This window comes from Burkholderia sp. CCA53 (genome assembly GCF_001685525.1).
Taxonomy (GTDB): Bacteria; Pseudomonadota; Gammaproteobacteria; order Burkholderiales; family Burkholderiaceae; genus Burkholderia; species Burkholderia multivorans.
Window position 1 is genome coordinate 1,617,084 of sequence record NZ_BDDJ01000002.1, and the last position, 20,103, is coordinate 1,637,186.

Genomic DNA, 20,103 nt, shown 5'->3' on the forward strand with positions numbered 1-20,103 from the left:
AGCGGGGCGGGCGAAGGGTGTGATGGACGGCGTAGGCGACACGTCGGTCGCGCATCGCCGCGCATGGCGCGTTCTCGCGCAGCCCGAGTTGCCGTTACGCGACGCGGACGATCCCGAACTGCGCGTACCGGCGATCGACGGTCAATCGATCAGTTGCCGCACCGCATCGATCGCATCGCGGCGCAGCGCGTGCAGATCGAGGCCGGGAATCTCGCCGTCGTCGACGACGACGCGCCCGTTCACGATGCTGTATTTGACCGGCGCCGGCTCGCCGGCCGTGACGGGCGCGACAGCCGGGTCGTGAAAGCCGGCGAAGCGCGGCCCGCTGACGTCGTACAGCACGAGATCCGCGGCCTGTCCGACGTCAAGCGTGCCGACCGCGTCGAGCCCGAGCACGCGTGCGCCGCCCCGCGTGCCCCAGTGCAATACCTGTTCGACGGTCGTCGCCGACGCGCCGTGTGCCGCACGATGCACGAGCCACGCGAAGTTCGCTTCGTGCGTCATGCTGCCCGATTCGTTCGACGCGACGCCGTCGACGCCGAGCGACATCGGCACGCCGGCGGCCGCCATCCGCGGCGCGGGCGCGATGCCGCTACCGAGCCGCGCATTGCTGACGGGGCAGTGCGCGCAGCCGGTGCCCGTATCCGCGAGCAGTGCGATCTCGGTCGGCTCGAGATGGACCAGATGCGCGAACCAGACGTCGGGGCCGAGCCATTCGCGCTCGGCGACGAACTCGACGGGCAGCTGCCCGTAGCGCTCGCGGCAGAAATCGACGTAGCCCGTCGTCTCGGACAGATGCGAGTGCAACCGCAGTCCCATTCCGCGCGCCGCACGCGCGACTTCCGGCAGCAGGTCGGGCGGCAGCGAGAAGGTCGGCGTCGTCGGCGCGACGACGACGCGGCGCATCGATGCATCGCCCGCATCGTGATAGCGCGCCTTCAGCCGCTCGATGTCCGCGAGCATCTGGTCGAGCGTCTCGGGCTGCAGTGCGGTGCCCGCAAATCCCGGATGATCGCCCGCCGCCTGCAGCGCACCGCCGCGGCACAGCACGAAGCGCATGCCGAAGCCGGCCGCTTCGTCGAACAGCAGGTCGCCGGTCTCGGTGGTGCCGCCCGCGTGATACAGGTAGTGATGATCGGCGCAGGTCGTGACGCCCGACAGCAGCAGCTCGGCGAAGCCGAGCCGGGCGGCGATGCGCGCGAGCGTCGGCGTGAAGCGCGCGACGCGCGGATAGGGCACCGCCGCGAGCCATGCCTGCAGATCGGCGTTGATGCCGGCCGGCACCGCTTTCAGCAGGTTCTGGAACAGATGGTGATGCGTGTTGACCCAGCCCGGATAGACGACGCAGTCGCGCGCGTCGATCACACGCTCGCCGGGCTGCGGCGCGAGATCGGGCGCGATCGCTTCGATCCGGCCGTCGCGGACGCGCAGGTCGGCGCGGGCGAGCCGCGCGGCGGCGCCCGTGCGGCCGCTCATGATCGCGAGCGGGCGGCGAATCAGCAGGGAAGCAGACGGAAGACTCACGATTCGGTTTCCTCGTAAAGATAGGGGCAGTCGCACGCCGCCCGCGAGCCCGCGCCCGCGCGCCGCGCGCTGCAATTCAGTCGCATGGTCAGTCGCATTCGCGCGCCAACGGGCCGCCGTGCGCCGCGTCGGCGGCGACGTGCGCCGGTGCGGGGTCGGCCGCCTGCACGCCGTTCAGCAGCGCGTTCAGCACGACCGACACGATGCACGCGATGACGACGCCGCTGTGCAGGAACGGCTGCGTCCAGTCCGGCATGTGCGCGAACACTTTCGGCGCCATCACGGGGATCAGCGCGGTCGCGATCGTGAAGCCGACGATCAGCACGTTGTAGCGGTTGTTTTCGAAGTCGACCTTCGCAAGCGTTTGCACGCCGGCCGCGACGACCACGCCGAACATCGCGATGCCGGCGCCGCCGAGCGCGGCGGACGGTGTCGAGGCGACGACCGCGCCGATTTTCGGCACCAGCGCGACCACACACATCAGCACGCCGCTGACCGCGACGATCCAGCGACTGCGCACGCCGGTCAGGATCACGAGGCCGACGTTCTCCATGAACGCGATGAACGGAAACGCGGCGAAGGTGCCGGCGATCGCGCTTGCCACGCCGTTTGCGCGCAAGCCGCGCACGACGTCGTCCTCGCTGACGTGCTTCTCGACGATGTCGCCGATTGCGACGAACAGCCCCATCGACTCGACCATCTGCACGATCATCACGACGACCATCGTGAGCACCGGCACGATGGCGAACACCGGCGCGCCGAAGTGGAACGGAATCGGCACGGTAAACCACGGCGCCGCGGCGACGTTCGTGAAATTGCCCATCCCGAGCGCATAGGCGAGCAGGCTGCCGGCGACGAGCCCGATCAGCACCGACAGGTTGCGCAGGAACGCGTTCGCAAAGCGGTTGATCGCGAGGATCGAGACCGCGACGACGAGCGCGACCGCGAGAAACGACAGCTCGCCGAACTGCAGCTTCGCCGCGTCGCCGCCGCCCGCCCACTGATAGGCGACCGGAAACAGTTGCAGGCCGATCACGGTCACGATGCAGCCGGTGACGACCGGCGGGAACAGCCGCCGCAGCCGGCCGATCAGCGGCGCGGCGAGCGTCGTGACGATGCCGGCGCCGATCACTGCGCCGCACACGCCCGCGAAGCCGACGCCCGGCGTGAGGCCGATCGCGATCACGGGGCCGACGCTGCTGAATGCGACGCCCTGCAGGATCGGCAGGCGCACGCCGAGCTTCCAGATGCCGACCGTCTGCAGGATCGTCGAGATCCCCGAGCAGAACAGCGCGGTGCTGATCAGCACGGTCGTATCGGCGGGCGACATCTTCAGTGCGGATGCGACGATCAGCGGCACGGCGATCGCGCCGATATACGCGACGAGCATGTGCTGCAGGCCGAGCGTCAGCATCTGACGGCGCGGCAGTATGCGGTCGACGGGATGTGAGGCAGAGTGCATGGGCGTGTCTCCTGATGTTCGTGATCCGGCGCGCGCGGCATGCGCGCGCCCGGCGCCCCGTCAGGCCGCGACCGGCGCGGCGAGACAGGCATGGAAACGGTCGGTCAGCGCGGCGCGATCGAGATCGCGGCCGATGAAGACGATGCGCGACGCACGCGGCTCGGTGCCCCACGCCTGCGCGGCGCGCAGCTCGATCACGCCGTGTACGCCCTGCAGCACGTAGCGCTGCGCGCGGCCGTGCACCGCGAGAATCCCTTTCATCCGGAACAGGTTCGCGGTGTCGGCGTCGCGCAGCTCCGCGAGCCACGCTTCGAGCGCGTCGAGATCGACGTCGGCGTCGACTTCGATCCCGACCGACGACACGCTCGCGTCGTGTTCGTGGTCGTCGTGATCGTCGTGGCGGTCGTGGCCGGGGTGGTCGCGATGCGCGTGCGTATCGTGGCCGTCGTGCGCGTCGTGCGCCGCGTGTTCCTCGGCATGTCCGTCGGCATGCGCGTCCGTGTCGGCGTGCAGCCCGTCGCTCTCGACGAGAATCTGCGCGAATTCGTTCGCGCCGACGCCGAGAATGCGATCGAGATCGACCTGCGCGTAGCTCGACGTGACGATCTCGGCCGTCGCGTTCAGTTCGCGCAGCCGCGCGCTCAGCGATTCGACGTCGGCCGCGTCGACGAGATCGACCTTGTTGATCACGATGCGATCCGCGCAGACGATCTGGTCGACCGCCTGGTTGTCGCGGCCGTCGAGCACGAGATCGTCGAGATGCGCGCGAATGTGTTTCGCATCGACCATCGTGACGACCGCATCGAGCGCGACCTCCTTCGCGATCGGATCGTCGAGAAAGAACGTCTGCGCGACCGGATATGGATCGGCGAGGCCGCTCGTCTCGACGATGATGTGATCGAGCCGGTCGGGCCGCGCGACGAGCATCCGCACGATGCGCACCAGATCCTCGCGCACGGCGCCGACGCAGCACACGCAGCCGTTCGTCATCTCGTAGATTTCCTCGGTCGATTCCAACACGAGGCCGCCGTCGATGCCGATCTCGCCGAACTCGTTCTCGATCACCGCGATCTTGCGGCCGTGCTTTTCGCGCAGGATGTAGTTGAGCAGCGTGGTCTTGCCCGCGCCGAGAAAGCCGGTGAGCACGGTGACCGGGATCTTCTCGACGTCGCTGTGCGTGGTGTGGATATGCGTCATGATGCGTCTCCGTTGAGTCGGTGGGGCTGCGAATCGTTGTCCTTCCAGCGATGGACGGTACGGGAATCGATGTCGAACAGATCGAGCACGCGGCCGAGCGTGTGATCGATCATCTGGTCGAGCGATGCCGGGCGCGCGTAGAACGCGGGCACGGGCGGTGCGACGATCGCGCCCATTTCGGTGACGGCCGCCATGTTGCGCAGGTGCGTGAGCGTGTACGGCGTCTCGCGCGCGAGCAGCACGAGCCGGCGGCGCTCCTTCAGCGCGACGTCGGCCGCGCGCGAGATCAAGCCGGACGTCAAACCGCACGCGATCTCCGCGAGCGTCTTCATCGAGCACGGCGCGACGATCATGCCCAGCGTGCGGAACGAGCCGCTCGCGATCGGCGCCGCGATGTCGTCGCTGCGGTACAGCACGCCGGCCAGCGCGGCGACGTCCGCGAGCTTGCAGTCGGTCTCGTGCGCCATCGTCAGCGCGGCCGCGCGCGATACGACCACGTGCGTTTCGATGTCGAGCGCGCGCAGCAGCGCGAGCAGCCGCATTCCGTACACGAAGCCCGACGCGCCGCTGATGCCGACCACGAGGCGGCGCGCGCTCATCGCGCGGCTCCGTCGAGTTGCGCGACCAGCTGCGCCACGCGCTTCATGGCGGCGTCGCCGACGCGTGCGCGCACACCGTCGAAGCGCGCACCGCGCGTCGCGTCGAGGCCCATTCGCGACGTCGTGCCGTCGGCCGACGACGACGGATCGAGCGGGCTGCCCGGCAGACCGTCGACGACGAACAGGTCGCGATGCGGCTGGAAGTGCGTGGCGATGGCCCACAGCACCTGCGCGTCGTCGGTGATGTCGACGTCGCTGTCGACCGCGACGACGTTCTTCAGATACGGATCCCAACCGAGCAGCGCGAGCATGATCTGCCGCGCTTCGCCGTCGCGCGTCTGCTTCAGCGCGACGTAGCAGTGAAAGTGCGTGCCCGAATTCGGATAGTGGATCGCGGTGACGGCCGGAAAGCGCGCCTTCAGCTTCTCGCTCATCTCGGCTTCGCGCGGCAGCCGCGCGAGCGTCAGGTGCTCCGCATAGGGGCCGCCGACCACGTCGACGAGCCACGCATCGCGGCGCCGCATCATCGTGTCGACGCGCAGCACGTTGTTCGTCGATCGGTCCGACGAATAGCCGGTGAATTCGCCGAACGGCCCTTCCTGCGCGTGTGCGTCGGGATCGATCGTGCCTTCGAGCACGAACTCCGCCGCGGCCGGCACACCGATGCCGTAACGCGGCGTGCGCACGAGCTGCAGCGGCGCGCCGAACAGCCCGCCCGCGATCGCGCGCTCGTCGACGCCGAACGGCACGCGCGCGGCGGCGGCCAGCATGAACAGCGGATGCGCGCCGATCACCATCGCGACCTTCAGCGTATCGCCGCGCGACTTCGCCGCGTGCAGCATCCGCCACAGATGGCCGCGCGAATGCAGGCTCGTCGCGAGCGCGTCGCGCGCAGCGCGCATCGAACGGTGATAGCTGAGGTTCGCGATGCCGGTTTCGGGATCTTCCGCGACGATCACCGCGTTCGTCACGTACGGCCCGCGATCGGTTTCGAAGTGGCGGATCATCGGCAACTGCGCGAGATCGACCGCGTCGCCTTCGACCACGTGATCGAGCACGGGCCCGTGCGATACGACGACCGGCGCGATCGGCTCGCTTGCGTGCCGCTGCCATGCGTCGAACAGGCCCTGCGCGTCGACGCCGAACAGCCGCGCGATGCGCGTGCGCGACGCGAACACGTTCGTGACGACCGGCACCGCGAGACCGTCGACGCGCTCGCAGACGAGCATGTCGTGCCGCCCGCGCGCCGCGAGCGACGCGACGAGGGCCGTCACGTCCTGGTCCGCCGACAGCGGCTGCGCGATCGCGAGCACGTCGTCGGGGTAATGCGCGCGATACGCGTTGGCGAAGTGATGAAAGTCCTGCTGCTCGGCGAAAAGGCTCGACGCCATGATGCACTCCGTCGGATACGGAACAGAAATGGCCGGACCGCACGCGCATATGCGCGACGCGGTCCGGCCGCGCGCGCTTACACGTACGTCGCCTTCAGGCGCTTCTCGGCTTCGGCGAGGTCCTTCGGCGGTTTCGTCGGCTCGATACCGACGAGCCGTGCGATGTTGTTGCCCATGTAGTCTTCGAGTCCGTCTTCGTCGAGATCCATGCCTTGCGGGGCCGGCCCGCACAGCATCTCGAGCTCGCGCAGCCACATGCCCGGCTCGTTCGGCGGCGAATCGGTGCCGAACACGATCTTGTGGCGCGGCAGCTGGCGCGCGAATTCGACGATCCGCGACTGGTAGCACCAGCCCGATTCGCAATAGACGTTCGGCGTGTCCATCGCCATCCAGAACGCCTCGAACGAATAGTTGCCGCCCGTCTGGATTCCGAAGTGACCGATGATGAAGTTCACCATCGGGAATTCGCGGATGATCGGGTAGAACTGCGTCGGGATCGTGTACGGGCCGTCGCCGGTGTGAATCAGCACGACGGTGTTGTACTTCGCGCAGACCTTCATCGCGGGCCGCAGCCAGTCGAGTGCGCGATCGGGCCGATAGCCGTGCATGTTCGCGTGCAGCTTCACCATCTTGAAGCCGTACTCCCTGATGTGAAACTCGAGTTCCGCCGCACCGTTCTCCGGGCCCCAGCGCGGGTTGTACGTAAAGTTGCCGATGAAGCGGTCCGGGTACTTCTGCGTCAGTTCGGCGATATAGGCCATGTAGTCGCGAATGCCTTCGCGGCCGCGGCGGTTGCCGTCGCGATAGCCGGTGTTGCCGGGCGGCGGCTGGATGAAGCCCATGTCGATGCGGCGCGGCTTGCCGTTGATGATGTACGGGCCGTCCATCATCTTCAGCAGGCGTTCGCCGGTAAACGGCTCGCCGGTGTGGCGCCACGCTTCGTCGACGAGGTTGGTCGGGTGCAGGTGCGTATCGATGATCATGCAATGCTCCGGAATCGGGACAGGGAATGCGGCGTCAGGCGGCCAGCAGCGCTTTCGCTTCGTCGACGGTGCGCGGCGCGGGCGTCGGTTCGAGGCCGATCATCCGCGCGGTGTTGTTGCCGAGGTAGTCCTCGAGCGTGTCCTCGTCGAGATTCATGCCTTGCGGCGGATCGAAGCACAGCACTTCGAGCAGGCGCAGCCACATGCCCGGTTCGTTCGGCGGCGTGTCGGAGCCGAACAGGATCTTGTGCGTCGGCAGCACCTTCGCGAATTCGACGATGCGCGACTGCAGGCACCAGCCGGATTCGCAGTACACGTTCGGCAAATCCATCGCGAGCTGGAACGGCTCGAAGCAGTAGACGCCGCCCGTCTGCACGCCGAAGTGCGCCATGATGAAATTGACGGTCGGGAATTCCTTGATCATCGGCACCCATTCGGTCGGGATGCTGTACGGGCCGTCGCCCGTATGCAGCTTCACGAGCACGCCGAGCTCCGCGCATTTCCTGAGCGCGGGCCGCAGCCAGTCGAGCGCGCGGTCGGGCCGGTACGCGTGCATGTTCGCCTGGAACTGGACCATCTTGAAGCCGAGCTTGCGCACGTAGTGGTCGATCGCGTTTACGCCGTTCTCGACGCCGCACCGCGGGTTGTAGACGAAGCAGCCGATGAAGCGGTCCGGATACTTGCGCACCATCTCGACGGTGTAGGCCATGTACGCGTCGATCGATTCGGTGCCGGACTTTTCGCCGTCGGTGTACGTGTAGATCGTGTTGCCCTGCGGCGGCTGGATGAACGCCTTGTCGATGCGGCGCGGCTTGCCGTTGATGAGGAACGGGCCGTTCATCGTGTCGATCAGGCGCTCGCCGGTGAACGGCTCGCCGTCGTGGCGCCAGGCGAGGTCGACGAGGTTCGTCGGATAACAGCTTGTGTCGATGATCATCTACTCGATCTCCTTGAGAGGAACCGGAAGGGCCGGTTGCCGGGTCGCGGGCAGGCACGTCGATGAAGCGACCGTTCCGGTCGGATTCACGCGGCCCTTTTCAAGGCGTCCTTTTTTGGCGCCTTCCCCTCGCCGGCATCGAGTGACACACTGCGACGTGCACTGCTGCTTGGGACCGAGTGTCACAAGCCAAATGCGCTCTGTACAATATTTTTTACTGACGCTCTTGATACGTTTCCGATATGGACATGCGTGTGTTGCGTTACTTTGCGGTGCTTGCGGACGAGCTGCATTTCGGGCGCGCTGCCGCGCGGCTCCATATCTCGCAGCCGCCGCTGAGCCAGCAGATCCGGCTGCTCGAGGAACAGCTCGGCACCGCGTTGTTCGTGCGCTCGCAGCATCGCGTCGAGCTGACCGAGGCAGGGAAAACACTGAAGGAGCAGGTGCCGCTGATCGTCGCGCAGTTCGATCGCGCGATCGACCTGACGCGCTGCGCAGGGCGCGGCGAAAAAGGCCGCGTCGCGGTCGGCATCATCAGCTCCGCGATGGTCGCGCCGATTCCGCGCGCGCTGCGCGTGTTCGCCGAGCGGCATCCGCACGTGCAGTGGTCGCTGCACGAGATGACGCCGGCCGCGCAGATCGATGCGCTCAAGGAGAAGCGGCTCGACGTCTGTTTTTTTCGGCTGTTCCAGGACGATCCGGCGATCCGCAGCGAGGTCGTCGTGCGCGAAACGGCGGTGGCCGCGCTGCCGCTCGATCATCGGCTCGCGTCGCGCGAAGCGATCGCGCTCGGCGAGCTTGCGAACGAGCGCTTCGTGTCGTTCGGGCTGCGCCATTCGCAGCTCGCGCGCTTCCTGCAACAGTGTTGTGTGGACGCGCGCTTCACGCCGCGGATCGAGCATGAGGTCGTCGAGGTGCACACGCTGCTGTCGCTCGTGCGCGAGGGGCTCGGCGTCGCATTGCTGCCCGCGTCGGCGCGACAGATCTCGACGGGCGGCGTGTCGTTCGTGCCGCTGCTCGCGCCCGAGCTCGAAGTGTCGCTGCAGGCGCGCTACCGCGCGGACGACACGTCCGCCGTGCTCGGCGCGTTTCTCGATACGGTGCGCGAAGTCGCGGCCGAATACCGCGCGTGACTCAACGCGCGAGCGTTTGCGCGACCAGCGCGCCGATCGCGTCGAGCAGCGGCTTCACGCGCGCGTGCCGCTCGCGCGGCCAGATCGCATGGAGGTTGTAGTGCGTCGGAATCGCGATCGTGCACAGCTCGACGAGGCGGCCGTCGCGGCGAGCGTCGGCGGCGAGCAGCCCGCGTGCGAGGCCTGCGCCGAGCCCTGAGGCGAGCGCGGCGACGAGCCCGGCCGCGTTGTCGAACACGGCGATCGTGTCGGGTTCGACCGGCGCGAGCCCGGCTGCTTCGAGCCACGGAATCCACGAGCGTTTCGTATAGCCGAGCAGCGGCAGCGTCAGCACGCTGGCCGGCGCGAGCGGCGCGCGCAACCCGTAGCGTTCGAGCAGCGCCGGCGAGGCCATCGCGGTCAGCCGGTCCGGGCAGACCAGCGCGCTGTCGACGCCTTCCCATTCGCCGTAGCCGTAGCGCAGTGCGACATCGACGCGATCGAACGCATCGCGATCGTGGCGCGGCGCCGACAGCACCGTCAGCGTCGTGCCGCCGAGCGCGCGCATCAGTGCCGGCATGCGCGCCGGCAGCCAGCCCTGCATCAGTTCGGGATCGACGTCGAGCCGCAGCGACGGCGCGCTCGCGCGGCCCTTCACGGACGATAACGCGCGATCGATCTGCTCGAGGCCGTCCGACAACTGGTGGGCGAGCAGCGTGCCAGCATCGGTGAGGCTCACGCGGCCGCCCGTGCGCACGAACAGCGGCTGGCCGATGAATTCCTCGAGCGAGCGGATCTGCTGACTGATCGCGCTGTGCGTCAGCGCGAGCTGCCGTGCGGCGCTGGAGAAGCTGCCGACCCGCGCGGCCTGCAGAAATGCCTGCATCGACTGGATGGAAGGGTATCGCTTGAGCATCTGTTAGTCCGACTGACAGGGAATCGACGAAATGATCGATGGCGCGCCCGCGTGCCGCGTTTCGATAATGCGATACCGCGCACGGCGATGCGCGGCCCCACGACCCGACTCAGGAGACTGCGCATGATCGACATCGTCGTGAACGATACACGCCATTCGCTCGACCAGGTACCGGACGATATGCCGTTGCTCTGGGTGCTGCGTGACCGGCTCAAGCTCACCGGTACGAAGTTCGGCTGCGGCAAGGGCTTGTGCGGCGCATGCACGGTGCATGTGGACGGGCAGGCCGTGCGGTCGTGCGTGATGCCGGCCGTCGCGGTGCAGGGCCGCCACGTGACGACGATCGAGGGATTGTCGCCGGACGGACGGCATCCGTTGCAGCTCGCATGGGTCGCCGAAGACGTGGCGCAATGCGGCTATTGCCAGCCGGGCCAGCTGATGCAGGCGGCCGCGCTGCTGAATGGCGGCCGGCCCGTCGACGACGCGGCGATCGTGTCTGCGATGTCCGGCAATGTGTGCCGGTGCGGCACGTATGCGCGCATTCATCGCGCGATCAAACAAGCGGCGTCGGGCGATCCCGCGCTCGACGCGGTGGCCGGCCACGCCAAGGAGGCATGAGATGCGACACGATCGAACCGCACCGATGCCGCCCATCGACGACACCCCGCGGCGCCGCTTTCTGAAGCGGAGCGCTGCGCTGCTCACGGCCGGCGTCGCCGTCGGTTTTCGGCTGGCCGATGCAACGGCGGCCGGCCCACGCGCGAGCGGCGACCCGCATCCGGCCGCCGGCGAATTCGAGCCGAACGCATGGGTGCGCGTGCTCCCTGACGACACGATCAAGCTCGTCGTGCACAAGCACGATTCGGGCACCGGCACGCGCACCGCACTCGCGGCACTCGTCGCGGAGGAATTGGACGTCGATCCGTTCAGGGTCGAGGTGATCACGCCCGAGGATCCGTTCTTTGCCGACTACATCCATCCGTTGTGGAAGGTGTTCTCGACCGGCGGCAGCACGAGCGTCGCGATGGAGTACGACCGGCTGCGCGAGGCGGGTGCGACTGCGCGCGCGATGCTCGTCGAAGCGGCCGCGCGGCAATGGAACGTGCGGGCGTCGACGTGTACAACGGCCGACGGCGCCGTGCAGCATGCGGCGAGCGGACGCCGCGCGACGTACGGATCGCTCGCGTCGGCTGCCGCACGGTTGCCGGCGCCGCAGCGTGTCGCGCTGAAGGACCCCGCGCAATTCCGCTATATCGGCAAGCTGCGGCGCAAGCGCGGCGCCGCGCAAAAGGCCGACGGATCGTTTCCGTACGGCATCGACGTATCGCTGCCGGGGATGCTGGTCGCCGTCGTCACGCGCGCGCCGGTGATCGACGCACGCGTGCGCAGCGTCGACGCGAAGGCCGCACTCGCGATGCCCGGCGTGCGCGACGTGCTGCAGATCCCGCCGCGCCCCGACGTGCTCGGCGGCAATCAGGCCGGCGTCGCGGTGCTGGCCGACGACTACTGGTCCGCGCATCGTGCGCAGGCCGCGCTGAAGATCGAATGGGAGGACAGCCTGTTCGAGACCTTCGACAGCAGCACGTTGGCCGCGCGGCAGGCCGCGTGGGTCGACGATCCGGCCGCGCGCGTCGTGCCGACGATCCGCGACGGCGATCCCACCAATGCATCGCTCGCGGGCGCGCGCACCGTCGACGCGACCTATGCGATGCCGTACAAGGCCGCGAATCCGCTCGAGCCGATCAACGTGACCGTATGGGCGCGCGACGGCGGAATGGAATACTGGGGTGGGCTGCAAGTGCCGTCCACTGCTATGGAAGCCGCTCAGGTGATCGGCGGCATTCCCGCGCACCGCGTGACGCTGCATGAACGCGTATCGGGCGGCAGCTTCGGTGCGCGCGAATCGAAGTACTGGCTGTTCGAGGCGACCTGGCTCGCGGTGAAGACCGGCAAGCCGGTGAAGCTGATGAACAGCCGCGAGGACGAGATGCGCGCGCTGTTCTATCACGCGGCAAGCTGCCATCGTGCACGCGCGGTGCTCGACGCGCGCGGCAATCTCGCGTCGCTGTGGCTGCGCGCCGTGATGCCCGCCTCGCCGCAGCAATGGGAGCCCGGCTATCTCGAGCGCGCGGACCGGATGGACTTCAGCACGACCGAAGCGCTCACCAAATGGGAGTTCGCGTATGCGGCGCCGCATCGCGACATCGGCTGGATTCGTCTGGAGACCGGCGTGCCGACCGGCTGGTATCGCGCGGTCAGCTATATCCCGAACGTATTCGCGGTCGAGTCGCTGATGGACGAGGCCGCGCACGCGGCCGCGCGCGACCCGGTCGAATTCCGGCTCGCGCACATGCAAGGCCGCCCGCGGCACGCGGCCGTGCTGAGCGAGGCCGCGGCGCGCGCCGGCTGGGGGCAGCCGCTGCCGGACGGCGTCGCGCTCGGCGTCGCGACGAATCAGGCCTACGACAGCTACGTCGCGGTGGTGGCGCGTGTCGCGCGCGATGCGGACGGCGCGGTGCGCGTCGCCAAGCTCACGTGCGTCGCCGACTGCGGGATCGCGGTGTCGCCGGCCGGCGTCGAGGAGCAACTGTACGGCGGGCTGATGTGGGGGCTCGGCCACGCGACGTCCGACCGGATCGACATCCGCAACGGCCGCGTGCAGCAGTCGAACTTCGACACGTATCGCGTGATGCGCATGAACGACATGCCGGAAACCGACATTCACATCGTGCAGGGCGACCGCGCGAAGCCGGGCGGTGTCGGCGAACTGTCGAGTCCTGCCGTTACGCCCGCGATCGCGAACGCGGTGTTCCGATTGGCCGGCAAACGGTTGCGCGAGACACCGTTAGATTTGTCGGCGGTTTCGTAGCGCGCGAAACGATCGCCGTGTGTCGAGCGTCGCGCATCGCGCATGCGGGCGACGCCGATGAACGTATGAAGTTTGATGCACGCCTGCGCTCAATCCGCTGAACAATTGCGCGTGCATCGTCTTGCACGTGACGGCTGTCGCACACTTTCGATTTTTCGCGGGTGTTTCCCACTGCTGGCCGCACGCGTTTCTACCTAAGATGGAAGCAACCGTGCGCGCGATACGGTGCCGCTGCACGCGCATGGCGACGTGCAGGCGGCTGCGCCGGGAAGGACGCCAGCGGATGTTTCGATCATGGTTGCGACAGTGTGCGCGCCGGCTGCAGATCGCCCGACTGCACCGGCGCCGGCGGGCGCGGCAGCGACGGCCGCGCGGACGACGTTCGGCCGCTGCGGCCGGGCCGCGTCGTTGCGCCATGTGCTGCTCGCTGTCGCGTGCGCGCTCGGCGCCGTGCCGGCCGCGCTCGCCGGCTTTGCCGCATACGCGGGCGCGCCCGACGAAGCGGCGCGCATCGCCGCCGCGCCGCCCGCGAGCGCCGCCGAGGCCGAGGCGGCCCTGACGCCGCACGATGCCGCCGTGCGGCGCGTCGTGCTCGGCATCGTCAGCTTCACGCGCTGGCCGACGCAGCCGGCCCGGCTGCGTCTCTGCATCGTGGGCCGGCCTGACTATGCGGGCGGACTGATCGACACGCTGCAGGCCGGCACGACACCGCTCGACGTGCAGCGCATCCGCTTCGACGAACGCGCGCTCGGCAGCGCGTGCGACGTCGTCTATCTCGGCATGCTGAGCGACGACGAGCGCGCGCAGGTCAGGCGCGCGGTCGCCGGGCATCCGGTGCTGACGATCGCGGAACACGATCCGTCGTGCATCGCGGGTGGCATGTTTTGTCTGAACGTCGACGGCGAGCCCGTCACGTTCGACATCAATCTCGACGCGGTGGCGCGCAGCGGTGTGCGCGTGCATCCGAACGTGCTCAATCTTGCGCGGCGGCCGGTGACGCCATGACCCGATCCGCGCCGCCCGTTTCGTCTTCGCGCGTGCCGCGCCCGACGCTGCAAAGCGTGTTGCGACGCGCGCACCTGCGGCTCGCGTTCGTCGCCGTCGCGATGGCTGCCGTGTCGCTGATCGTCGTCGCCGTGATCGCATTGCGCGCGTATGCCGGCAACAACCTGAACCTGCTCGCGCGCTCGCTGGCGTATACGGTCGAGGCGGCGCTCGTGTTTCGCGACCGCGTTGCGGCGGCAGAGGCGATCGCGCTGATTGCTGCGGACGAGGACGTCGCGCAGGTGATCGTCACCGATGCGGACGGGCGCCCGTTCGCAACGTGGCAGTTGCGTGCGCCCAGCCGGCTCGCGCGCGTCGAACGCGCGGTTGCGGACTTCGCGCTGCCGGGGCCTGCGAGCGTAGCGGTGCTGCACGACGGCATCGTCGTCGGACATGTCGTCGTGCGCGGGCGCGGACAACAGTTCTTCGGTTTCCTGCTCGGTGGCGTCGGCGGCATTCTGGGCTGCCTGATCGTCAGCGTGCTCGGCGCTTACGTCAGTTCGAAGCGGCTGATGCGTAACATCGTCGCGCCGCTGCGCGCGCTGGCCGACGTCGCGCATGCCGTGCGACGCGAGCGTGCGTTCGGGCGACGGGTCGAGCCGGTCGCGATCGACGAGCTCAATCAGCTCGGCGCGGACTTCAATGCGTTGCTCGACGAATTTGAACAGTGGCAGGACACGCTGCGTCACGAGAACGCATCGCTCGCACACAAGGCGATGCACGATGCGCTCACCGGGCTGCCGAATCGCGTGCAGTTCGAGTCGCGGCTCGCGCGTGCGCTCGGCGAGGCCGGCGCGACCGGGCAGCGCGTCGCGATTCTCTATCTCGACTGCGACGGCTTCAAGGAGATCAACGACTGCTTCGGTCATGAGGCCGGCGATGCGGTGCTGATCGGGATCGCGGCGCGGCTGCGCGCACAGTTGCGTGACGCCGATCTGATCGCGCGGCTCGGCGGCGACGAATTCGCGGTGATGCTCGAGGCCGTGCGCGAGGCGGGCAGCGTCGGCCGGATCGCGGATGCGATCCTGTCCGGCATGGTGCCGTCGATCGAGCTGTCCGACGGGCGCATGGTCGCGACGATGATGAGCGTCGGGATCGCGCTGTATCCCGATCATGCGTCGGATGCGACCGGTTTGCTGCGCGCGGCGGACGCCGCGATGTATCGCGCGAAGCGCACGCGGCCGGGATCGTGGCAGTCGGCGGGCGGGGCGGCGGGATCGGCGTGATGCCGATGGCGTCGCGCGCATATTCGTGTGGAAAGGGGGCGATGATGGGACACTCGTTGCCTGTGCGCCGGGGGCGCATGTGGGTCGTCGGCGCGACGCTGCTGGGGGTGCTGCTGAGCTCGGGCTGTCATACGGCGCCGCCGCATCGCGGTCTGACCGAGACGCAGGTGACGACGCTCAAGTCGGCCGGTTTCAAGGAGACCGAGCAGGGCTTCGAATTTGGCGCGGCCGGCCCGATTCTGTTCGATTTCGATCGCTACAACCTGAAGCCCGACGTGCGGCGGATCGTCGAGCGGATCGGGCGCACGCTGCACTCGGCGGGGATCGATGGCGTGCGGGTGTACGGATATACGGATGATGAGGGCACCGATGCGTACGATATGGAGCTGTCGCGTCGGCGTGCGGAGGTGGTCGCGATCGAACTGGTCGACGTCGGGCTCGATGCGCGACGCATCGCGATCGTGGGGAGAGGGAAGCACGATCCGGTGGGCGATAACCGGATGCCGGTGGGCAGGGCGCAGAATCGACGGGCGGCGATTGTGGTTTCGCCGAGGTAGGGTTGTCGGGGCGTGCGACGGTGAAGGGTTCCTTTCAGCGCCGCACGTGATTGACTGTTTTAGCGCTTCTATTCGGGCGGCGGGGGAAAGGGGGCTTGTCGGCCGGACGTCTGTTCCGAGCGAGATCGGCGCGTAGGGGAATCCTGGTACATCTGTATCGGTGCGATATTCAGCGCTGTCAATTTTCGTTTTTGTTTGGCTGACGTTAAAGAAAACGAATCGGTTCAATCAAACGAAAGCCGGTCTTAGGTTCCAATTCCGTCGGCGGACTCACGAGCAGTATTGATCTACAATTGGTGCCTTCGAAAAAGGCGCATTCAGTTTCACGGGAAAGAAATTGGATGAGCGATGGGGACGGTGCTTTTTTGGATCGAAATAGGCGAAAGAACGATTTCGCGCGATGGCCGAAGACCAAAAAGCGCGTGCAGCAATATTTTCGCGATGGAGAAAAGCGATGGCATTCGATGGGCTCTCCTGGTATCGCATGAACCGGCCGGTCAGTGAGGACGAGCACGCTTCTCGCCTTGCAATCGGAGAGCCTGCATCTGACACACCGAAGGATGACCGGTCTGTTTTCTCCATGACTGAGAATTGCCTCGAGGTCCGCAATGGTACCTATTCGGAGAAGGGCTGGGGGCTCCTTGCTTTTATGCTGCCAGGGATCGGCTCGTTGGCGGCTGTCGCATTTGTTCTTTGGCTGATGACCCATCTGCCGCCGATCTATGAGCAGCGCGGACAACAGGGGCTCATGTACGGTGCGCTCAGTTTTTTCCTGTTTATCGGGCTCTGCTTCTCGGGGCTTGGCATTTGGGCATTGACGCGCGATTGTTTTAACTACATCAGTAAACCTGTCCGCTTCGATCGACGCAACAGGATGATTCACGCGTTCAAGCACAATGGGCCGGGAGGAGTTATATCGGTCCCATGGGATAGCGCGTTCCTGTACATTGAGCGCAAACCTAGACAGGGCCTCGCGAGGACTGCGCCGCGGATGGTGCGTTGCCTTGTCCTTGACGACAAGGGGCTGGTGAAGGACACGTTTTCGGTAGGAACACGAGTCGTTTTGGCATTCGATGAGAGCAGTGTGGGCGGACGGGAAGTGATGAAGATCCTTTACCAGGACTTCGAGTTCTACCGGCGATTTATGGAGGAGGGCCCTGCTTCGTTGCCCCCCGTGACCGAGTACCTGCCTAGGGGCGCCTCCCTACGCAATGCGCTCAAGGTGAATTTTGCAGGCTGGTCTGACATGGTCAATTCACGGAATCCGATGGTGTGGCTCGTAATTGCGATTGGCGTACTTCCTTCCTTCATCTTTTCGCTGATGCAATGGTTCGCGCAATTGACTTGCCGTCAACCGGTGTGGCCTGACGATATCGAGCAAGCGTGCAGTGCAGCGGCACCGTCCAATGGTCTCACAGCATGAACCGCCGCTTCATTCTCCGAGGCGATAAGACCGACCGCAACGGTGTGGTGGTCGACGGTATCGCCAACACCTCCTTTCAGGGTCAACCGGTCGCTTATCTGGGTGCCGCTGTCCAGTGCCCGGCTTGCGGCACGACGGGCGTCATCATCAGCGACGGCACGCCGAGGCTGATGACAATGATGGGTAAGCAGGTCGCATTGGAGGATGATTTGTGCCAGTGCCGATGCGACCCGTTACCGAAGCTGATTGCGTCGCAGACTTTGGGGTCCATAACGATATGACAGCTCGATCGATCCCCCCCACGTCACCGCCACTCATAGCCCTCGACAATCCCGCCGCTCCCGGCGCGACACCCCCGCTGCCGCGCCGAAACCGCGAAAAACCACCCTACAAAACCCGCTCCAACGCATCGGCAAACCGCGCCACTGCGCCATCGACATCATGCAGCTTGTCGAGGCCGAACAGCCCGATCCGGAACGTCTTGAAGTCCGCGGGCTCGTCGCATTGCAGCGGCACGCCGGCCGCGATCTGCACGCCGACGTCGGCAAACTTCTTGCCCGAGCGGATGTCGTCGTCGTCGGTGTAGCAGACCACCACGCCGGGCGCCTGAAACCCCTCCGCCGCCACGCTCCGGAAACCCTTTTCGGCGAGCAGCGCGCGAATGCGCGTGCCGAGTTCGAGCTGTTCGTCGCGCACCTTGTCGAAGCCGTACGCGTCGGTCTCCTTGATCACGTCGCGCAGCGTCGCGAGGCTGTCGGTCGGCATCGTCGCGTGATACGCGAATCCGCCGCCCTCGTACGCTTCCATGATCTGCAGCCACTTGCGAAGATCGCACGCGAAGCTCGTGCTCGTCGTGCCGTCGATCCGCTCGCGCGCCAGCGGGCTCAGCATCACGAGCGCGCAGCCCGGCGATGCGCTCCATCCCTTCTGCGGCGCGCTGACCAGCACGTCCACGCCGCTTGCCTCCATGTCGACCCAGATCGTGCCGGACGCGATGCAGTCGAGCACGAACATGCCGCCGACCTCATGCACCGCGTCCGCCACCGCGCGCAGGTAAGCGTCCGGCAGCAGCATCCCCGATGCGGTTTCGACATGCGGCGCGAACACGAGATCGGGCTTGTGCTCGCGGATCGCCGCGACGACTTCGTCGATCGGCGCAGGCGCATACGCGGCCTGTCGTCCCGATTCGACGGGGCGTGCCTTCAGCACGATCGACTCGGACGGAATGCTGCCCATCTCGAAGATCTGCGACCAGCGGTAGCTGAACCAGCCGTTGCGGATGACGAGGCACTTCCTGTTCGTCGCGAACTGGCGCGCGACGGCTTCCATGCCGAACGTGCCGCTGCCGGGGACGATCGCGACCGACTTCGCGTGATAGACCTTTTTCAACAGGTCGGAGATGTCGCACATCACGTGCTGAAAGCGCTGCGACATGTGATTGATCGAGCGGTCCGTGTAGACGACCGAGTATTCGAGCAGTCCGTCGCGGTCGACATCGGGAAGTAATCCTGGCACGTTCGCCTCCGGGGGAAAGAATGAGTCTGTCATGAGCGCGCGCGGCGTTCGCGAGCGAATCCAGCCGCCTCGTGCAAATCTGCGGTTTGCTGCGACGACGACCGATTCTAACGAAAGCCGCCCGTGCACGCGCAATGCGATGCGCGCAACGCTCACCAATCGAGCCTGCACGACGAGCGCGACGTGCCCGCGCCGCCGGTCGCTGTACAGCGCGAGCCTGCGCCGTCGTCATAGAACGTGCGCGTCTCCGGATGCGGAATCGACGGATCGAACGGGTTCGGCGCGCCCGGCACGCCGCGCACGGCATCGAACGGCCGCATCGGCGCATAGGGCCGCGCCGGCGACAAACCGTCGGCGGACAGCGAACCGTTCGCGCGCAGATACGCGTCCCAGTCTGCGCTGCGGCGTGCGGCTTCGGGCAGCAAACGTCCCGCGGTGTCGCGGCCGGGCGCGACGCGCGTGTCGGCCCACGCGGAGTCGGCCGGTCGTGCGTTCGAGGGTTGCGGCGTCAGCCGGTCGCCGTCGATCTGCAGCGGCCGCGTGTCTTCCGTCTCGAACGGGCTGCGTGCGGCCGGCCGCGCGTAGCGCGTGCTGTCGCGTGCGGCATCGCTGTCGCGAGCGGCACGGCGCTCGACGCGGAATACGTTGGTGACGGCAGAGCGGTCGGCGAGCGCATCGCTCGCGGGCGACGCGGCTGCGGACGCGGCAAGCGCCAGTGCGCAGACGGTTGCGGCGGACAACGAAAGGCGGAACGCAAGAGTCATCGGCGATCGGATCCAGGTGATGTGCAATGAAGAAACAAGAAACGGCAGATCACTGGCTGGCGGCTGCACGGCAGAAGCGCAGGCGGAACGACGACAAAGCGGCTCCGGCGCGCGACAGACGCGAATCGCGGGAAGGCTGGCTGGATTGCTGAAACGGGTTCGCATTATTTCACTAAAATAACGATAAGCTTTCTGGTGCGATGAAAACGTCGGAAAACGAAAGGAAGCCGGTTTCCGACGTGTGCTTCGGTCGCTCGACAATCCTCAGTCGATTGCCGGCGGCGATTCGGCGCAGAGCGACAGCGTGGCCGCACCGCAAGCAGCAGACCTTCCCGCAAACCCGCGCCACGCAACGCGTTCACGCATCTCGACACCGCCGAGCGCAACCGGATGGCGCCTCGCGCAAACGTTGTCGCGCCTTCGCGGTTGCGCCACGAGCGCTACCGCGAGCATGCGAAGGTTCTCCGTGTTTTCCCTTGGTCCGCGGTCATTTTTGACAGAGGAATGGGAAACGCCCATATAATTTCGACTGCCTTGCCAACGGCTGTCGGACCATCCCTCCGACGAAGCGGTTCGGCAAGCGG

19 protein-coding genes are annotated in these 20,103 nt (G+C 67.0%); 9 read left to right on the forward strand and 10 right to left on the reverse strand.

Annotated elements, in window-relative coordinates; translation table 11 throughout:
• Positions 1–141: 141 nt before the first annotated feature.
• The 7 genes from BCR55_RS23475 to BCR55_RS23505 all read right to left on the reverse strand — a co-directional run bounded on the left by BCR55_RS23475 (position 142) and on the right by BCR55_RS23505 (position 8,093).
• Entirely contained in the window at positions 142–1,524 is a 1,383-nt protein-coding gene (locus BCR55_RS23475; RefSeq protein WP_065496114.1) for an amidohydrolase family protein, read from the reverse strand.
• A gap of 88 nt (positions 1,525–1,612) precedes the next feature.
• A complete protein-coding gene (locus BCR55_RS23480) occupies positions 1,613–2,986 on the reverse strand; it encodes a nucleobase:cation symporter-2 family protein (RefSeq protein ID WP_053298270.1) in 1,374 nt (457 codons plus the stop codon).
• Positions 2,987–3,046: 60 nt separating this feature from the next.
• Positions 3,047–4,183, reverse strand: a complete 1,137-nt coding sequence (locus tag BCR55_RS23485) for a GTP-binding protein (protein ID WP_065496116.1) — start codon at positions 4,181–4,183, stop codon at positions 3,047–3,049.
• Positions 4,180–4,782, reverse strand: coding sequence for a UbiX family flavin prenyltransferase (locus BCR55_RS23490; RefSeq protein ID WP_006406080.1), 603 nt, complete (start codon positions 4,780–4,782; stop codon positions 4,180–4,182). Before BCR55_RS23490 ends, BCR55_RS23485 begins: the two co-directional genes overlap by 4 nt.
• The gene (locus BCR55_RS23495; RefSeq protein ID WP_065496117.1) at positions 4,779–6,173 is read right to left on the reverse strand and encodes a UbiD family decarboxylase; all 1,395 of its coding nucleotides are present in this window, start codon (positions 6,171–6,173) and stop codon (positions 4,779–4,781) included. The genes BCR55_RS23490 and BCR55_RS23495 overlap by 4 nt, the downstream gene beginning before the upstream one ends.
• Positions 6,174–6,250: 77 nt before the next feature.
• Positions 6,251–7,156 carry an amidohydrolase family protein gene (locus BCR55_RS23500; RefSeq protein ID WP_006406082.1) on the reverse strand — a complete coding sequence of 302 codons (906 nt, stop codon included), beginning with the start codon at positions 7,154–7,156 and terminating at the stop codon, positions 6,251–6,253.
• 34 nt (positions 7,157–7,190) lie between these two features.
• Positions 7,191–8,093 (reverse strand): amidohydrolase family protein, encoded by a 903-nt coding sequence (locus BCR55_RS23505; protein WP_006406083.1) that lies wholly within the window; start codon positions 8,091–8,093, stop codon positions 7,191–7,193.
• A gap of 242 nt (positions 8,094–8,335) precedes the next feature.
• Here BCR55_RS23505 and BCR55_RS23510 point away from each other — a divergent pair, with 242 nt between their 5' ends.
• Positions 8,336–9,226, forward strand: a complete 891-nt coding sequence (locus BCR55_RS23510; RefSeq protein ID WP_006406084.1) for a LysR substrate-binding domain-containing protein — start codon at positions 8,336–8,338, stop codon at positions 9,224–9,226.
• A 1-nt stretch (position 9,227) separates the two neighbouring features.
• Here BCR55_RS23510 and BCR55_RS23515 read toward each other — a convergent pair whose 3' ends face one another.
• Positions 9,228–10,121: a LysR substrate-binding domain-containing protein gene (locus BCR55_RS23515; RefSeq protein WP_006406085.1), complete on the reverse strand. Its 894-nt coding sequence runs from the start codon at positions 10,119–10,121 to the stop codon at positions 9,228–9,230.
• Between the two features lie 123 nt (positions 10,122–10,244).
• Between BCR55_RS23515 and BCR55_RS23520 the strand changes: the two genes are divergently transcribed.
• The 7 genes from BCR55_RS23520 (at position 10,245) to BCR55_RS23550 (ending at position 17,521) form a co-directional block, all read left to right on the forward strand.
• A complete protein-coding gene (locus tag BCR55_RS23520) occupies positions 10,245–10,739 on the forward strand; it encodes a (2Fe-2S)-binding protein (protein ID WP_065496118.1) in 495 nt (164 codons plus the stop codon).
• A gap of 1 nt (position 10,740) precedes the next feature.
• Positions 10,741–12,990 carry a xanthine dehydrogenase family protein molybdopterin-binding subunit gene (locus BCR55_RS23525; RefSeq protein WP_065496119.1) on the forward strand — a complete coding sequence of 750 codons (2,250 nt, stop codon included), beginning with the start codon at positions 10,741–10,743 and terminating at the stop codon, positions 12,988–12,990.
• Between the two features lie 294 nt (positions 12,991–13,284).
• A complete protein-coding gene (locus tag BCR55_RS23530) occupies positions 13,285–13,995 on the forward strand; it encodes a YfiR family protein (RefSeq protein ID WP_065496122.1) in 711 nt (236 codons plus the stop codon).
• Positions 13,992–15,260 carry a diguanylate cyclase domain-containing protein gene (locus tag BCR55_RS23535; protein ID WP_065496124.1) on the forward strand — a complete coding sequence of 423 codons (1,269 nt, stop codon included), beginning with the start codon at positions 13,992–13,994 and terminating at the stop codon, positions 15,258–15,260. The genes BCR55_RS23530 and BCR55_RS23535 overlap by 4 nt, the downstream gene beginning before the upstream one ends.
• Before the next feature lie 44 nt (positions 15,261–15,304).
• The gene (locus BCR55_RS23540) at positions 15,305–15,817 is read left to right on the forward strand and encodes an OmpA family protein (protein ID WP_035489071.1); all 513 of its coding nucleotides are present in this window, start codon (positions 15,305–15,307) and stop codon (positions 15,815–15,817) included.
• Positions 15,818–16,217: 400 nt separating this feature from the next.
• Positions 16,218–17,240 carry a hypothetical protein gene (locus BCR55_RS23545; RefSeq protein WP_310675631.1) on the forward strand — a complete coding sequence of 341 codons (1,023 nt, stop codon included), beginning with the start codon at positions 16,218–16,220 and terminating at the stop codon, positions 17,238–17,240.
• Positions 17,237–17,521: a PAAR domain-containing protein gene (locus BCR55_RS23550; protein ID WP_035489028.1), complete on the forward strand. Its 285-nt coding sequence runs from the start codon at positions 17,237–17,239 to the stop codon at positions 17,519–17,521. Before BCR55_RS23545 ends, BCR55_RS23550 begins: the two co-directional genes overlap by 4 nt.
• Positions 17,522–17,627: 106 nt before the next feature.
• On the opposite strand, the gene BCR55_RS23555 is transcribed toward BCR55_RS23550, so the two are convergent.
• Both BCR55_RS23555 and BCR55_RS23560 read right to left on the reverse strand, forming a co-directional pair.
• Entirely contained in the window at positions 17,628–18,755 is a 1,128-nt protein-coding gene (locus tag BCR55_RS23555) for an aminotransferase class V-fold PLP-dependent enzyme (RefSeq protein ID WP_053298275.1), read from the reverse strand.
• 152 nt (positions 18,756–18,907) lie between these two features.
• Positions 18,908–19,519, reverse strand: coding sequence for a hypothetical protein (locus BCR55_RS23560; protein ID WP_035948274.1), 612 nt, complete (start codon positions 19,517–19,519; stop codon positions 18,908–18,910).
• 26 nt (positions 19,520–19,545) lie between these two features.
• On the opposite strand from BCR55_RS23560, the gene BCR55_RS33815 reads away from it, so the two are divergent.
• Positions 19,546–19,671 (forward strand): hypothetical protein, encoded by a 126-nt coding sequence (locus BCR55_RS33815; RefSeq protein WP_254914523.1) that lies wholly within the window; start codon positions 19,546–19,548, stop codon positions 19,669–19,671.
• The last annotated feature ends 432 nt before the right edge of the window (positions 19,672–20,103 follow it).

Coding starts and splice junctions, on each gene's coding strand:
- BCR55_RS23480 (WP_053298270.1), bottom strand. CDS start 2,986: ATGCACTCTGCCTCACATCCCGTCGACCGCATACTGCCGCGCCGTCAG.
- BCR55_RS23485 (WP_065496116.1), bottom strand. CDS start 4,183: ATGACGCATATCCACACCACGCACAGCGACGTCGAGAAGATCCCGGTC.
- BCR55_RS23490 (WP_006406080.1), bottom strand. CDS start 4,782: ATGAGCGCGCGCCGCCTCGTGGTCGGCATCAGCGGCGCGTCGGGCTTC.
- BCR55_RS23495 (WP_065496117.1), bottom strand. CDS start 6,173: ATGGCGTCGAGCCTTTTCGCCGAGCAGCAGGACTTTCATCACTTCGCC.
- BCR55_RS23500 (WP_006406082.1), bottom strand. CDS start 7,156: ATGATCATCGATACGCACCTGCACCCGACCAACCTCGTCGACGAAGCG.
- BCR55_RS23505 (WP_006406083.1), bottom strand. CDS start 8,093: ATGATCATCGACACAAGCTGTTATCCGACGAACCTCGTCGACCTCGCC.
- BCR55_RS23510 (WP_006406084.1), top strand. CDS start 8,336: ATGGACATGCGTGTGTTGCGTTACTTTGCGGTGCTTGCGGACGAGCTG.
- BCR55_RS23515 (WP_006406085.1), bottom strand. CDS start 10,121: ATGCTCAAGCGATACCCTTCCATCCAGTCGATGCAGGCATTTCTGCAG.
- BCR55_RS23520 (WP_065496118.1), top strand. CDS start 10,245: ATGATCGACATCGTCGTGAACGATACACGCCATTCGCTCGACCAGGTA.
- BCR55_RS23525 (WP_065496119.1), top strand. CDS start 10,741: ATGCGACACGATCGAACCGCACCGATGCCGCCCATCGACGACACCCCG.
- BCR55_RS23530 (WP_065496122.1), top strand. CDS start 13,285: ATGGTTGCGACAGTGTGCGCGCCGGCTGCAGATCGCCCGACTGCACCG.
- BCR55_RS23535 (WP_065496124.1), top strand. CDS start 13,992: ATGACCCGATCCGCGCCGCCCGTTTCGTCTTCGCGCGTGCCGCGCCCG.
- BCR55_RS23540 (WP_035489071.1), top strand. CDS start 15,305: ATGGGACACTCGTTGCCTGTGCGCCGGGGGCGCATGTGGGTCGTCGGC.
- BCR55_RS23545 (WP_310675631.1), top strand. CDS start 16,218: ATGGCCGAAGACCAAAAAGCGCGTGCAGCAATATTTTCGCGATGGAGA.
- BCR55_RS23550 (WP_035489028.1), top strand. CDS start 17,237: ATGAACCGCCGCTTCATTCTCCGAGGCGATAAGACCGACCGCAACGGT.
- BCR55_RS23560 (WP_035948274.1), bottom strand. CDS start 19,519: ATGACTCTTGCGTTCCGCCTTTCGTTGTCCGCCGCAACCGTCTGCGCA.
- BCR55_RS33815 (WP_254914523.1), top strand. CDS start 19,546: ATGAAGAAACAAGAAACGGCAGATCACTGGCTGGCGGCTGCACGGCAG.